At 70.9% G+C, this 13693-nt stretch carries 13 protein-coding genes; 2 read left to right on the top strand and 11 right to left on the bottom strand.

Annotated elements, in window-relative coordinates:
- Positions 1–39: 39 nt before the first annotated feature.
- From QRN27_RS08370 to QRN27_RS08345, 6 genes are all read right to left on the bottom strand, one after another.
- Positions 40–348, bottom strand: a complete 309-nt coding sequence (locus QRN27_RS08370; protein ID WP_285041698.1) for a thiamine-binding protein — start codon at positions 346–348, stop codon at positions 40–42.
- Between the two features lie 3 nt (positions 349–351).
- Positions 352–1587 carry a glycosyltransferase 87 family protein gene (locus QRN27_RS08365; protein WP_228507411.1) on the bottom strand — a complete coding sequence of 412 codons (1236 nt, stop codon included), beginning with the start codon at positions 1585–1587 and terminating at the stop codon, positions 352–354.
- A 91-nt stretch (positions 1588–1678) separates the two neighbouring features.
- Positions 1679–3220, bottom strand: coding sequence for an FAD-dependent oxidoreductase (locus QRN27_RS08360; protein ID WP_285041694.1), 1542 nt, complete (start codon positions 3218–3220; stop codon positions 1679–1681).
- Between the two features lie 57 nt (positions 3221–3277).
- Positions 3278–4165: an FAD:protein FMN transferase gene (locus QRN27_RS08355; RefSeq protein WP_285041692.1), complete on the bottom strand. Its 888-nt coding sequence runs from the start codon at positions 4163–4165 to the stop codon at positions 3278–3280.
- A 20-nt stretch (positions 4166–4185) separates the two neighbouring features.
- Positions 4186–4713: an FMN-binding protein gene (locus QRN27_RS08350; protein ID WP_194670607.1), complete on the bottom strand. Its 528-nt coding sequence runs from the start codon at positions 4711–4713 to the stop codon at positions 4186–4188.
- Between the two features lie 146 nt (positions 4714–4859).
- Complete coding sequence (locus tag QRN27_RS08345) at positions 4860–5723, bottom strand: ADP-dependent NAD(P)H-hydrate dehydratase (protein ID WP_285041690.1); 864 nt, start codon at positions 5721–5723, stop codon at positions 4860–4862.
- 103 nt (positions 5724–5826) lie between these two features.
- Between QRN27_RS08345 and QRN27_RS08340 the strand changes: the two genes are divergently transcribed.
- Positions 5827–6903: an NADH:flavin oxidoreductase/NADH oxidase gene (locus QRN27_RS08340; RefSeq protein ID WP_285041688.1), complete on the top strand. Its 1077-nt coding sequence runs from the start codon at positions 5827–5829 to the stop codon at positions 6901–6903.
- Positions 6904–6978: 75 nt separating this feature from the next.
- Here QRN27_RS08340 and QRN27_RS08335 read toward each other — a convergent pair whose 3' ends face one another.
- From QRN27_RS08335 to QRN27_RS08325, 3 genes are all read right to left on the bottom strand, one after another.
- Positions 6979–8028, bottom strand: coding sequence for a hemolysin family protein (locus QRN27_RS08335; RefSeq protein ID WP_285041686.1), 1050 nt, complete (start codon positions 8026–8028; stop codon positions 6979–6981).
- Positions 8025–9344: a hemolysin family protein gene (locus QRN27_RS08330; protein WP_285041684.1), complete on the bottom strand. Its 1320-nt coding sequence runs from the start codon at positions 9342–9344 to the stop codon at positions 8025–8027. The genes QRN27_RS08335 and QRN27_RS08330 overlap by 4 nt, the downstream gene beginning before the upstream one ends.
- Positions 9345–9493: 149 nt before the next feature.
- On the bottom strand, positions 9494–10807 hold the full coding sequence (locus QRN27_RS08325) for an MFS transporter (protein ID WP_502929508.1): 1314 nt from the start codon (positions 10805–10807) through the stop codon (positions 9494–9496).
- A 205-nt stretch (positions 10808–11012) separates the two neighbouring features.
- On the opposite strand from QRN27_RS08325, the gene QRN27_RS08320 reads away from it, so the two are divergent.
- Positions 11013–11858 (top strand): LysR substrate-binding domain-containing protein, encoded by an 846-nt coding sequence (locus QRN27_RS08320; protein ID WP_056012604.1) that lies wholly within the window; start codon positions 11013–11015, stop codon positions 11856–11858.
- 12 nt (positions 11859–11870) lie between these two features.
- Here QRN27_RS08320 and QRN27_RS08315 read toward each other — a convergent pair whose 3' ends face one another.
- Together QRN27_RS08315 and guaB1 are read right to left on the bottom strand one after the other, a co-directional pair.
- Positions 11871–12170 carry a hypothetical protein gene (locus tag QRN27_RS08315; RefSeq protein WP_285041681.1) on the bottom strand — a complete coding sequence of 100 codons (300 nt, stop codon included), beginning with the start codon at positions 12168–12170 and terminating at the stop codon, positions 11871–11873.
- Positions 12171–12230: 60 nt separating this feature from the next.
- Positions 12231–13670, bottom strand: coding sequence for a GMP reductase (guaB1, locus tag QRN27_RS08310; RefSeq protein ID WP_285041679.1), 1440 nt, complete (start codon positions 13668–13670; stop codon positions 12231–12233).
- Positions 13671–13693: the final 23 nt, after the last annotated feature.

The following is a 13693-nucleotide window of genomic DNA, read 5'->3' as shown; positions in this document are numbered from 1 at the left end:
TCCCGATCCACAACGACCCCGGAATGCGTCCGGACCGGATCAGCCGTCGTTGTCGAGTGCGGCGTCGAGCCGATCGAGCTTGGCCGTCAGCTCACCCGTGTAGCCGGGCCGGATGTCGGCCTTCAGGACGAGGGAGACGCGGCTCCCGTAGGCGCCGACCGCCTCGGTCGCGTCCTTGATGACGGCGAACACCTCGTCCCACTCCCCCTCGATCGTCGTGAACATCGAGTCGGTCTGATTCGGCAGTCCCGACTCGCGGACGATGCGGACGGCCGCGGCGACGGCGTCATGGACGGAGCCGTCCGACTTGCCGGTGCCGCTGGGTGCGACGGAGAAGGCGACGAGCATGGGTCACTCCTTGAGGGTTCGAGCGTGGACACGGACGGGAGCCGGAGACGACACCGCGTCGTCCTCGGGGTGGGCTGGTGCGAAGAGCGCGTGGACCGCCCACCCCGCGAGGACGAGGTAGGCGAGGTTGCGGACGGTCAGCACCGTCACGAGTACGGGGTCGACGTTCAGCAGCCACAGGTACAGGTACGGGTACACCAGCTGCGTGAGCGCCGCGATCACCAACGTGATCACCGCCGGTGCGATGAAGCGCCGACGCTGGAGCACGAGTCCGAGGATCACCGGTGCCGCCAACCACATCGCGAACTGCGGCGACCCCACCTTGTTGAAGACGATGAGCGTGAGGACGAACAGGAGCGCCAGCGGTGCCAGCACGGTCACGAGGGGGCGCCCGGTCCGGACGGCGAGGACACCCAGCAGCACCACACCCGCGACGGCGATCGCGAGCAGCGGCGTCATGACGGCGATCGCGGTGTCGACGCCGGGACCGGTCACCTGGAACGTCAGGATGTCGCGGTCGTAGTAGACGAAGCTCTGCGGGACGCGCAGCACGGCCAGCCAGAGGTAGGCGTTCCCGATGAGGGACTCGATCTGCAGCCCACGACCGGTCTGCTCCGTCACGAAGCTCACCGCGTTCGCGCCGCCGAGGAGGAGCCCCACCCCGAGCACGACCGCCGAGGTCGCCGCAGCGGCGGCCACCACCCGCCCGCGGTGCCGATGGGCCAGGACGATGGCGCCGACGAGTGCCGCTGGCCAGATCTTCATCCAGGCGGCGATCGTGAGGAGGACGGCGGCGACGCGCGGGCGCCCCGCGACCCAGAGCAGTCCGACGATCGCGATCGGCACGGTCACCGAGTCGATCCGAGCGAGGGCGATCGGTCCGAGCAGCAGCAGGAACGCGAGCCACCACCCCGCCGCGATCAACCGCGGGCGCGAATGACCGTTGCCGAGCAGCACGGCGAAGGCGCCGGCGTTCAACACGCTCACCATGAGGAGCCACCCGACGCCATACCCGGCGCTACCGAGCAGGAGCGGGATCAGCATCGGCACGATCGCGAGGATCGGGTAGACCCAGGGTGCGTCGACGGCGGGGATGGGGCCGCCGGAGGTCGCCTGCTCCACCCACGGGCGGTAGACGAGGACGACGTCGCCCAGTGGGAGCCCTTCAGCCACGAGACAGAGCCAGCCGACGAGGAGGTGCACGAAGCCGAACCCGCACCAGAGGACCCAACGCCGCATCACGTGCACCATCCTAGGCTCGCGCACGGCGTCGGGGCCGATCCGCCACTCGCGCGGCGTTCGACCCCGACGGGCGTGGCCTGGGTGCCGATCAATACCCGCTGAAGGCGTCGGTGTGGACGCGCCCCACACCGATCCCGCGGAGCGCGGGCTTCAGCGCGTCGACCATGGCCGGGGGTCCGGAGATGAAGACCTCCCGGGAGGCCAGATCCGGCACGGCCTCGGCGAGGCGCTCGTGGTCGAGTCGGCCCGGGCCGAGGGTGCGCCATCCCGCGGGCAATGCGGCGTCCGCAGACGGCCCGACCACGAGCACCTGGGTCCCCCAGGTCGCAAGCTCAGCGGCGTAGGCGAGCTCCTGCGGATCGGACACGACGTAGACGAGGACGATGTCGCGTTTTTCGCCTCGCAGATGCAGCCGGGACAACTGGCTGGCGAACGGCGTGATCCCGATCCCGGCGGCGATCAGCAGGACGGGCTTCGCCTGGTCCTTCGGCAGGACGAAGTCGCCCCACACCCCGGTGGCCGAGAGGCTCGCCCCGACGGGCAGCGCGCTCAGCGCGCGCTTGAAGCTGCTGGCCCGCTCCGGGACCCGCATCGCCACGCGGATCGTGCGATCGTCGTCGGGCGGGGAGGAGATGCTGAACATGCGCCGCGAGCCCCTGACGTCCGCGCCGCGGTGCGGCAGCGACAGCTCCAGGTACTGGCCGGCCGCGAAGGGCACCGGACGCTTCGAGCTGAACCGGTACTCGACCGCCGTCGGGGTGAGCGTGCGCGTCCCCTCGAGCGTCAGCCGCATCCCGCGGCGACGGGCGACGGCGAACGCGAGCACGTTGCCCACGATGAGCGCGAGTTCCGGGGTCGACGCCACCTGACCGAGCATGAACGGGATGGAGAACAGCACCGCGACGATCGCTGCCTCGCCGAGCTGCTGCCAGCGCCGGGGCGGCAGGGTCAGCGGCTCGGTCAGCATGAACGCGGCGAGGAAGAGGATCGGGTAGGACGTGAGCGGGGCGAGCAGCGCCGGCCCCACGTCCTGGCCACCGACGACGAGTCGGACGGTCACGAGCGCCCAGGAGAGCACGATGAAGACGAGCGCCATCGTGAGTCGCCTGGTGCGGACGAGGACGAGGCCGCCGAGGACGACCACCGCGGGCAGCAGCCAGGGGTTGGCGACCCACCAGACCGACGGCGACACCCCGGGGAGGACGACGTAGCTCGCGAGCACGCTCGACACGAGGGCGGCGAGGGCGGCCGGGTTGAAGACATGTCGGCCGCGGATCGCGAGCAGGTACTTCGACGCGGACCCGACCGTCGCGGCCAGAGCGATCCAGGCCAGTGCGGCCGGATCGCTCGTCGGCCACAGGATGAAGAAGAGCAGGAGCGAGGTGATGATCGACGACTCGCTGTGCGGGCGCACCTGGAACAGGGCGCCGAACAGCCGGTTCGTCAGGTACCCGACGACGAGCAGTGTGACCAGCGTCGCGAGCAGTTCGAGCGGTTTGTAGAACACCTGGCCGAACAGGGACAGCACGAACGCGTAGATCGCGAGGGTGCCGAGCGAGAGCGTCACGAGGCGGTACATGGTGACCCGTCCGAGGACGGTGTCGAAGAAGTAGCCGATGCGGCCGTTCATGTGCGGTCTGCTTTCTGGAAGGTGGTGGCGCCAGGGCGATGCCCGACGGCGCGTGACTCAGGTGAAGAGCTCGCCGGGGAAGCCGGCGGACCGATCCGTGAGGCCGCTGGTGAACATGCGGACGCTCTCACAGGCGAAGGCTCCGCTGAGCGACTCGTGATCGGTGAAGAACAGGGCGGTGGCGAGGCCGTCGGCGAGCATCGCCTGCCCGGCGGTGACCCAGGTCGCCGCGACCGTCGCCGTCGGTTCGCCCGTCCGACCGTCGATGACGTGGTGGAGCCCCTCGCCCCAGGCGCGACGGTTGACGGCCGAGGCGCAGAGGGCGCCCGATTCGATCGTCGCGACCCCGATGGCCTTCCGGGGGTCGTAGGGGTGCTCGAGCGCGATCCGGAGCGGTTCCGGGGCGCCGCTCCCGTGCTCGTGTCGCAGATCGCCGGAGGCGTCGATGGTGAAGGCCTCGTGCCCGTGCTCGACGAGGACGTCGGCGACGAGGTCGACGAGTCGGCCCTTGCCCGCCGCGCCGATGTCGATCACCAGCGGGCGGTCGGTCTCGAGCACCTCGCCGTCCCACCGGGCCACGTCGTCCCAGGCCGGTGCGGCGAGCGCCGGCCCCTGCGGGACGAGCGTGTACGCGGCGTCGTATCCGAGCCGTTCGAGGGAGGCTCCGATGAACGGGGTCATGGCGCCGCCGGTGACGTCGTGCAGGCGGCGGTAGGTGTCGAACAGGGCGATCGCGTCGTCCCTGGCGTCGTCCGGGAAGGCCGTCGAGACGGGGCCCTGGGCGAACCGGGCGACGAACGCGTCGCCGCGGAACCGCGACCAGGTGCGGTCGAACCGGTCGATGCGTGCGGCGACGGCCTCGGCGGTCTCCGGCTCGAGCGGCAGCACGGTGTCGAGCTCCCAGCCGGTGCCGATCCCGTCGAAGCGCAGCGTCGTCTCGCTCATCGTCCGGCCGACCTGGCGGCTCAGCCCTTCGCTTCGGTCTTGATCGTGTCGATGGCGGCGTTGAACCCGCCGCTCGTGAGCGAGGAGCCGGCGACCTTGGAGACCTTGAGGCCGTCGATGTCCTTGCCGACGACCTCGCCGGCGATGCCGGAGATGAACTCGGCCTGGTAGCGCTTGCTGTTCGCGCTCTCGGCGTGCGAGACGACGTCGACGGCGGTGACCTTGTCCTCGGCGAGCGTCACGGTCACCGTGATCGACTCGGTGCCGTTCGGCGACTGGTAGCTGCCGTCGGCGGTGTAGGAGCCGTCCTTGTAGTCGGTCGAGCCGGACCCCGTCGCCGCGCCGGTGTCGCTGGTGGCCTCCGGGGTGGACGAGCTCTTGGCGTCCGGTGTGGTGGTCGTGGTCGTGCTTCCGGCGTCGGCTGCCGAGCATCCGGCCAGGCTGCCGATGAGGGTGAGACCGGTGAGCGCCGCGAACGTCGTCTTCTTCGCGGCCACGGAGAGCCGTGGCGTCCGTGCGGGGAGCTGGGTGGTGGTGGGGTTGCGCATCGTTCAATCTCCTCGGGCTATGTGGAGGCCGGGTACCGGCCGCCGCGGCGAGGTCCCTGCCGCGGTGGCTTCAGTGTCCTGAGCTTCCCTATGGGCGAGCTATGAGCGTTCTGGGAGTTGTCCGCCGCCTGTCGGAGGACGCGGGATCAGGCGAGGAGACCGTGCACGACGCCGCGGACGGCCTGGGCCACGTCCAACGCAGCCAGCGGCCCGTCGGCGGCGGCCGCGTCCCCGGCGGCGGCGTGGATGAGTACCCCGCTCGCGGCGATGCTCGCGAGCGAGGCCGGGTCGGCGAGGACGCGTTCCGCGTTGGTGGCCACCAGCGCCCCGATGATCCCGGCCAGCGCGTCGCCGGTGCCGGCGGTCGCGAGCCAGGGCGATCCTCCGGCGACCGTGATCGCCTCGCCGTCCGGAGCGACGACATGGGTGGTCCCGCCCTTCAGCACCACGACGATGCCGAGCCGGGCCGCGACGTCCGCGGCGTACAGCACCGGCTCGGCGCGGATCGCCTCGACGTCGGCCGGACTCCCCAGGCCGCTCAGCATGGTCGCCAACTCCCCGACGTGCGGCGTCGCGACGATGCGCCACGACTCGTCGACCCCGAACGCGCGCTGGTGGGCCCCGGCCGCGACCCGACGGAGGGACCCGGCGTCGGCGACGACCGGTTCACCGCCGTGCAGGGCGCCGTCGAGGAGCGCGCTCTCGGCGCGGGTCAGCTTGCCGGGATCCATGCCGGAGCCGATGAGCCAGGCCTGGACCCGCCCCTCCGCGGTCACGATCTCCGGCCGTCGCTGGAGCACGAGCTCGGTCGGGCGGTCCGCGCCGAGGTAGCGGACCATGCCGACACCGGTGCGGATCGCCGCCTCGACACCGATGACGGCGGCGCCCGGGTAGTGGTCGGATCCGGTCACCACCCCGAGTACGCCTCGGGAGTACTTGTCCGATTCGGCGTCGGGCACGGCGATCCAGTGACGTGCGTCGGCAGGGGTCCAGTGTCGGGGTTCGGCCATGCCTTCACCCTAGCCAGTCACCGCCACGCGGGACGGGAATCGCAGCGGCCCCTGCGACGTTGCGCCAGAGGCGACACCCCGTCGCCCGTCCCAGAGGAGTTCCGTGCCCGCACTGTTCGATCCGATCACCATCCGCGACCGCAGCATCCCCAACCGCCTGTGGGTCGCTCCGATGTGCCAGTACAGCGTCACCGCCCGGGACGGCGTCCCGACCGACTGGCACCTCATGCACCTCGGCCAGTTCGCGGCGGGCGGCTTCGGACTCGTCATCTCCGAGGCGGCGGCCGTCAACCCCGAGGGTCGGATCACCCCGCAGGACGCCGGGATCTGGAACGACGAGCAGCGTGACGCCTGGCGCCGCATCACCGCGTTCATCGTCGAACAGGGCGCCGTCCCCGGCATCCAGCTCGCGCACGCCGGCCGGAAGGCCTCCACCTTCGCCCCGTGGGGCACCGACGCCACGGGCAGCGTCCCGCTCGACCAGGGCGGCTGGCCGACGGTGGCCCCGTCAGCCGAGGCCTTCCCGGGGTACGACGTCCCCGCCGCGCTCGACGAGGCCGGCATCGACCGGGTCGTCGACGACTTCCGCGAGGCGGCGGTCCGATCCGTCGACGCCGGCTTCCAGGTCGTGGAACTGCATGCCGCACACGGGTACCTGCTCCACCAGTTCCTCTCCCCGCTCGTCAACCACCGCGAGGACGCCTACGGCGGGTCGCTCGAGGACCGCGCCAGGCTCCTGCTCCGCGTCGTCGAGGCCGTCCGTGCGGTCCTGCCCGACGGCATGCCGTTGTTCATCCGGTTCTCCGCGACGGACTGGGTGGACGACGGCTGGGACGAGCACCAGACCGCGACCGTCGCCGCCTGGTGCGCGGAGCGGGGTGCGGACTTCTTCGACATCTCCACCGGCGGTGCCGTCGGTGGCGTCCGGATCCCGCTCTCCCCCGGCTACCAGGTGCCGTTCGCGGCGCACATCGGTTCCACCGGTGTCGACACCAGTGCGGTCGGACTCATCACCGACGCCCAGCAGGCCGCGGCCATCGTGGCCGACGGGCAGGCTGAGGCGGTCATGGTCGCACGCGAAGCCCTGCGGGACCCGCACTTCGCGCTGCGCGCCGCCTCGGAGCTCGGTGTGGACGTCGCCTGGCCCGGCCAGTACGAACGGGCGAAGCCGCGCGGCTGACCGCCCGGCCCACACGAGGACGGCCCGCACGCGATCGCGTGCGGGCCGTCCTGTCGTTCGCGTGGGCGATACCGGTCAGCGGCGCCTTGTGGCGTCCTGCACCTCGCCGACCAGCTCCTCGATGATGTCCTCGAGGAACAGGACGCCGGTCGTGTCCCCGGCCTCGTCGAACACCCGCGCCACGTGGGCGCCGGAACGACGCATGGTCGTCAGGGCGTCCTCGACGTCCGATCCCTCGAACACCGACACGAGCTGACGGATGTGCTTCGCCGGTACCGGGCGCTCTTCGTCGCCCGTGCCGTCGAGGTCGTCGTACCGCAGGACGTCCTTGAGGTGGAGGTAGCCGATCGGGACCGACTCCTCGTCCACGATGACGTACCGCGAGTAGCCGTACTTCGCGACGGCGCGCTCGACGTCGGAGGGGGTGGCCTCCTCGGTCAGCGTGATGAGGCTCGTGAGCGGCAGGGCCACGTCGTGGACCTTCTTCTCGGTGAACTCGAATGCCGCCACGAGCGCGCCGGTGGCATCCGTGAGCACTCCTTCGCGCGTCGACTGGTCGACGATCGTCGCGACCTCGTCGAGCGTGAAGGCGCTGGCCGCCTCGTTCTTCGGCTCGACCCGGAACAACCGCAGCACGGCGTTGGCGATCGCGTTGAGCGAGACGATGATCGGGCGGAAGACCCGCGCGACGAACACGAGCGGTGGTGCGAGCAGTAGCACCGCGCGGTCGGGGATCGAGAAGGAGAGGTTCTTCGGGACCATCTCGCCGAAGACGACGTGGAGGTAGGACACGAGCAGCAGCGCGATGATGAACGCCACCGTGCCGATGGTCTCCTCCGGCCAACCGGTGAGCGCGAGCGGCACCTCGAGGAGGTGGTGGATCGCGGGCTCCGAGACGTTCAGGATCAGGAGCGAGCAGACGGTGATGCCCAGCTGGCTCGTCGCCAGCATGAGTGTGGCGTGCTCCATGGCCCAGAGCGCGGTCTTGGCACTCCGACTGCCCTGCTCCGCGAGCGGTTCGATCTGCGAACGGCGTGCGGAGATCACCGCGAACTCGGCGCCGACGAAGAAGGCGTTCGCGAGCAGCAGCACGACGAGCCAGGCGATTCCTGCCCAGTCGCTCATGCGTCACCACCTTCCTCCGTGGGGACGGGTCTCGGGGTGAATCGGATCCGGTCGATGCGGCGGCCGTCGAGTCGTTCGACGCGGAGGGTGCCGTCCTCGAGCTCGATGACGTCGCCTGAGACGGCGAGGCGCCCGAGCTCACTCATGACGAAGCCGGCGACGGTCTCGTACGGGCCGTCCTCCGGCACGCGCACACCGGCGCGCTCGAGGAGTTCGTCGGGGCGGAGGCTGCCGGGGAAGGTGGTGGAGTCCCGTCCGCGGACGACGCCGGCCCGTGACCGGTCGTGTTCGTCGGCGACCTCACCGACGAGCTCCTCGACGAGGTCCTCGAGGGTCGTGACGCCGGCGGTGCCGCCGTACTCGTCGACGACGACGGCCATCTGGTAGCCGCGCCCGCGCAGTTGCGAGAGGAGGACGTCGAGCTTCATCGTCTCGGGGACGCGCAACGCCGGCGACTGCAGCGCCGAAACCGGCACCTGACCGCGCCGGTCGCGGGGCACCGCGATGGCCTGTTTGACGTGCACGACACCGGTGATGTCGTCGGCGTCGGCGTCGGTCACCGGGAAGCGGGAGTGCCCGGTCGCCCGTGCGAGTGCGAGCACCGCCTGGGCGGGTTCCCCCCGCTGGATCGAGGCGACGCGAGGGCGCGGCGTCATGACGTCGGAGGCGTCGAGGTTGGAGAAGCGGAGCGTGCGGTTCAACAGGGTCGCCGTGTCGGCCTCGAGCGTGCCCTCGAGCGCCGAACGCCGCACGAGCGAGGAGAGCTCCTCGGCCGTCCGAGCTCCGGACAGCTCCTCCTTGGGCTCGATGCCCATCGAGCGCAGCAGCCCGTTGGCGCTGCCGTTCAGGACGACGATGGCCGGCTTGAACACCCAGGTGAAGGCGGTCTGGAACGGCACGACGAACTTGGCCGTCTGGCGTGGCAACGCGAGCGCGAAGTTCTTCGGGACGAGCTCGCCGACGATCATGCTGAGCAGCGTGGCCACGGTGATGGCGACGATCGTCGCGACGACCGCCACGACGGCCTCGGGGATGCCGAGCGCTCCGAGCGGACCGGCGAGCATCGAGGAGAGCGCCGGCTCCATCGTGTACCCGGTGAGGAGCGTGGTGAGGGTGATGCCGAGCTGCGCGCTCGACAGGTGCGTCGACGTGATCTTGAGTGCCGCGATCGTCATCGTCAGGCGGCTCTCACCGCGATCGCGGCGGGCCTCGAGGTCCGCGCGGTCGAGGTTCACGAGGGCGAACTCGGAGGCGACGAAGAAACCGGTGCCGATCGTCAGGACGAGGCCGACACCGAGCATGATCCACTCAGACATGCCGGTCCTCTCCGGGCTGGCCGGTCGACGCCGGACGGAGGGAACGACCGCCGGATCGAGCCGACGGCGCAGTAGGTCGGATCAGGTCGAAGCGGGGATGGTGGCCGGGGGATCTGTCTGAAGGAGGGTCGTCCATTGTGCGGACGAGTCTATCGGACTTCCGTCGCCGTGGACCCCGGATTCCCGGGGTTCTTCTCAGCTTCGACGGTGCCGGAGCGACGCCCTGCAGCGCGTGTCCGTCGACGGCGCACCAGGAGGAACCGCAGGCCGATGAGCCCCGCCGCGAGCGCGGGCACCCCGCCGGACACGATCATGCCGACGTGCGCTCCGGCGACCTCCACGAGCCACCCCATGAGCGGCCCGCCGATGGACTGCCCGCCGAGCAGGACGAGGATGTACAGCGACATCACTCGACCGCGGATCGCCATGTTCGACGACAGCTGCACGAGTGAGTTCGCAGCCGTGATGAACAGCAGGTTCGCGACGCCCGCGGCCACGAGGAGGAGGGCGAACGGGATGAGCACCGGCATGACACCGGCGGCCGCCTGCAGCACGCCCATGGAGGCCGCCGCGACGATCACGATGCGGAGGTTCACGCCGCCCCGACGCGTGGACGCGAGCGCGCCGGTGAGTGCGCCGACCGCGACCAGCGCGTTGAGGAACCCGTAGCCGCTCGCACCGATGTCGAAGACGTCCGAGGCGTACGCCGCCAGCAGGACCGGCAGGTTGAACGCGAACACCGACATGAACGCCACCATGATGACGGTCCAGCGGATGGCCGGTTTCCGCATCGCGTACCCCAGCCCCTCCTTGAGCTGCCCCTTCGCCTTCGCGACGACCGGGGTCGGGACGAGTTCGGAGACCCGCATGAGCGACAGGGTGAGGACGACGCCGGAACAGGCGAGCGCGTTGATCGCGAACGACCACCCGGAACCGACCGCGGTGATGAGGACACCGCCCACCGCCGGGCCGACGAGCTGCCCGAGCTGGAACACGGCGGAGTTGAGGCTGATGGCGTTCCGCAGCCTGGCGGGCCCCACGAGTTCGTTGACGAACACCTGCCTGGCCGGGTTGTCGACCACGGTGACGAGCCCCAGCATGAAGGCGATGACGTAGATGTGCCACACCTCGACGGCGCCGCTCAGCGTCAGGATCGACAGCGCCACGGCGAGTGCAGCGGCGAGCGACTGCGTGATCATGAGCAGCACGCGCTTGGAGTAGCGGTCGGCGATGACGCCGCCGAGCAGGCCGAAGAGGAGCATCGGCGCGAACTGCATCGCAACGGTGATGCCGACGGCCGCGACGCTGCCGGAGAGCTCGAGGACGAGCCAGTCCTGCGCGATGCGCTGCATCCCGATCGCGGTCGTGGCCACGATGTGCCCGATCGTGAAGAGCCGGAAGTTCGGGACGCGGAGCGAGGAGAAGGTGTCCCGCCAGGCGGGGCGCTCCCCCACGATCGGCATGGGTGCGGTGGGTGGCGGCGGAGCGACGGCGGTGTCGGAGGGAGGGGTCACGGAGAGAGCCAGCGTTTCGTATGTCGAGTGCGTGTCGTATGGGTGGAGCCCGGGCCGGGGCCGCTGGCTCCCCTCCACGCTATTGCCGAGCCCGCCATTTCCGAGCAGGATGGTCCCTATCAGTCCTATTCGATTCCCGAATGATCGGTGAACCATGTTCGACCCGGCGCTCCTCCGCACCTTCCTGGCCGTCGCCGAGACGCGGAACTTCACCCGGGCGGCCGCGCAGCTCGGGTTGAGCCAGCCGACGGTCAGCCAGCAGATCCGCCGCCTCGAGGAGGCCGCGGGCCGCTGGCTCGTTGTCCGCGACACGAGGGCCGTCCGGCTCACCGACAACGGGGACGCGATGGCCGGGTTCGCGCGGACCATCCTCGCCGCCCACGCCGCGGCCGAGAGCTACTTCACCGGCTCGGCGATGAGCGGACGCCTCCGCTTCGGGGCGGCCGACGACCTGGCGATGACCCAGCTCCCCCGGATCCTCCGCCACTTCCGGCAGGGCCACCCGCAGCTCAACCTGGAACTCACCGTCAACCAGAGCGGTCCGCTCTACCGCCGGTTGAAGGCGGGGGCCCTCGACCTCATCTTCATCAAGATGCATCCCGGCCAGAACGAGGGGAAGCTCGTCCGGACCGACTCGATGGTCTGGGTGGGCCTCGAGAAGACGGCGATCGAACCCGGCCAGCCGATCCCCCTCATCGCCTACCAGGACCCGAGCCTGTCCCGCCAGCTCGCGATCGACGCGCTCGAAGCGGCCGGGCGCACCTGGCGGATCACCTGCAGCACCCGCGAGGTCAACGGGGTGCTCGCCGCGGTCCGCGCCGGCCTCGGTGTCGCGGTCTTCCCCCGCAGCCTGATCCCGAGCGACCTCGTCATGCTGAGCAACCGACTCGAGCTGCCGCCCCTCGGGGGCGTCGACTTCACGCTGCTCGCCAACCCCCTGGCAGCCTCGGGCCCGGTCGAAGCGCTCTCCTCGGCGATCATGGATCGCTCGCTCGCCTGACGAGGGCGGCGGTCACACGGTGACGGGTGCGGTCTCCTCGGTGAACGGCGCCGGGATCAGGTACGTCTCGCGGACCTCGGCCGACTCGTGCGGGCCGCTGCCGTCCGGGGCGACGAAGGGCTCGTCGAACTCGACGATCCACGTCGTCAGCCGGTCGGTCCACACCGAGATGAAGGCCGCTGCACGCTGTCGGCCCGGCGCGACGATGACGCCGGACACGCGTGCCCCCGTCGACGGGTCCGTCTCCGGGTCGACGAGCACCAAGACCTGCATGCCGACACCGAACCCGTGCTCGTGCTTGTCCACCACCATGCGTCCATCATCCCATCGCGTCCGTGGCCGTCGCACCTGCTCGTGCGCCCGCCCCGTGGCTCACCAGGAGACCGGCAGCGCCTTGCCCTCCTCGTAGCCGGCCGCCGACTGCACGCCGACGATCGCACGCTCGTGGAAGCCGGGGACCGTGTCGGCACCCGCGTAGGTGAACGAGGAGCGGACGCCCGCGGTGATCATGTCGAGGAGGTCTTCCACGGACGGCCGCAGCGGGTCGATCGTGATGCGCGAGGAGGAGATGCCCTCGGCGAAGAGCGTCTTGCGGGCCAGCTCGAACGGGTCGAGCCGACCGAAGCGTTCGTGCACGGCCTTCGTCGACGCCATCCCCCAGCTCTCCTTGTAGATCGATCCGTCGGCGGCGCGCTGGAGTTCGCCCGGGGCCTCGATGGTGCCGGCGAACCAGGAACCGATCATCACGGAACTCGCACCGGCGGCGAGCGCGAGCGCGACGTCGCGCGGGTAGCGGACCCCGCCGTCGGCCCAGACCGTCGCACCGAGCGCCCGCGCCGCGGCGGCCGTCTCGAGGACCGCTGAGAACTGCGGGCGTCCGACGGCGGTCATCATGCGCGTCGTGCACATCGCGCCGGGGCCGACGCCGACCTTGAGGATGTCGGCACCGGCGTCGACGAGGTCCTGCACGGCGAGGGACGAGACGACGTTGCCCGCGACGATCGGGAGGCCGAGACCGAGCGCCCGGACGGCGGCGATGGCCCGGAGCATGCCCTCCTGGTGGCCGTGCGCGGTGTCGATCACGAGGACGTCGACGCCGGCTGCGGCGAGCGCTTTCGCCTTCGCCGCGACGTCGCCGTTGATGCCGACGGCCGCTGCGACCCGCAGGCGGCCGGACGCGTCGAGCGCCGGGGTGTAGATCGTCGACCGGAGCGCACTGGTGCGGCTCAGCGTGCCGACGACCGCACCGTGGTGCAGCACCGGCGCGAACTCGACGTCCGCCGCCACCATGAGGTCGAAGGCGGCTCGGCCTCCGGTGACGTCGTCGGCGTCGATCGAGGCCAGCGAGCCCCGCGCGAGGTCGCCGAGCCGTGCGTCGGGCAGTGCCGTTGCGAGTCGGGCGGCGGGAATGCAACCGACGAACGCGTCGTGCTCGTCGTGGAGCACGATGCCGTGGCCGGCGACCGCGGGGATGAGCCGCAGGGCCTCGGCGGCCGTCTGGTCGTCGCGCATGATCAGTGGGGTGTCGAACGCGACGGGCTGTGCCTTGACCCAGCGGATCGCCGCATCGAGGTCTTGGAGCGGCATGTCCTGGGGCAGGACGCCGAGCCCGCCGCGGCGGGCGAGCGCCGCCGCCAGACGCGGGCCGGTGACGGAGTTCATGTTGGCCGAGACGATGGGGATCGTGGCACCGGTGCCGTCGTCCGGAGCCAGGTCGACGTCGAGCCGGCTCGTGATCCCCGAGCGGCTGGGGACGAGGAAGACGTCCGAGTAGGTCAGGTCGTGGCTGGGAATCTCACCGATGAACCGCATGAGAACACCGTATCCCGAGCGGC

It is taken from the genome of Plantibacter sp. LMC-P-059a (genome assembly GCF_030209505.1).
In the GTDB taxonomy this organism is placed as follows: domain Bacteria; phylum Actinomycetota; class Actinomycetes; order Actinomycetales; family Microbacteriaceae; genus Plantibacter.
This window is presented reverse-complemented; position numbering and strand designations above follow the sequence as displayed.

Coding starts and splice junctions, on each gene's coding strand:
- QRN27_RS08370 (WP_285041698.1), bottom strand. CDS start 348: ATGCTCGTCGCCTTCTCCGTCGCACCCAGCGGCACCGGCAAGTCGGAC.
- QRN27_RS08365 (WP_228507411.1), bottom strand. CDS start 1,587: ATGCGGCGTTGGGTCCTCTGGTGCGGGTTCGGCTTCGTGCACCTCCTC.
- QRN27_RS08360 (WP_285041694.1), bottom strand. CDS start 3,220: ATGAACGGCCGCATCGGCTACTTCTTCGACACCGTCCTCGGACGGGTC.
- QRN27_RS08355 (WP_285041692.1), bottom strand. CDS start 4,165: ATGAGCGAGACGACGCTGCGCTTCGACGGGATCGGCACCGGCTGGGAG.
- QRN27_RS08350 (WP_194670607.1), bottom strand. CDS start 4,713: ATGCGCAACCCCACCACCACCCAGCTCCCCGCACGGACGCCACGGCTC.
- QRN27_RS08345 (WP_285041690.1), bottom strand. CDS start 5,723: ATGGCCGAACCCCGACACTGGACCCCTGCCGACGCACGTCACTGGATC.
- QRN27_RS08335 (WP_285041686.1), bottom strand. CDS start 8,028: ATGAGCGACTGGGCAGGAATCGCCTGGCTCGTCGTGCTGCTGCTCGCG.
- QRN27_RS08330 (WP_285041684.1), bottom strand. CDS start 9,344: ATGTCTGAGTGGATCATGCTCGGTGTCGGCCTCGTCCTGACGATCGGC.
- QRN27_RS08325 (WP_502929508.1), bottom strand. CDS start 10,807: ATGCCGATCGTGGGGGAGCGCCCCGCCTGGCGGGACACCTTCTCCTCG.
- QRN27_RS08320 (WP_056012604.1), top strand. CDS start 11,013: ATGTTCGACCCGGCGCTCCTCCGCACCTTCCTGGCCGTCGCCGAGACG.
- QRN27_RS08315 (WP_285041681.1), bottom strand. CDS start 12,170: ATGGTGGTGGACAAGCACGAGCACGGGTTCGGTGTCGGCATGCAGGTC.
- guaB1 (WP_285041679.1), bottom strand. CDS start 13,670: ATGCGGTTCATCGGTGAGATTCCCAGCCACGACCTGACCTACTCGGAC.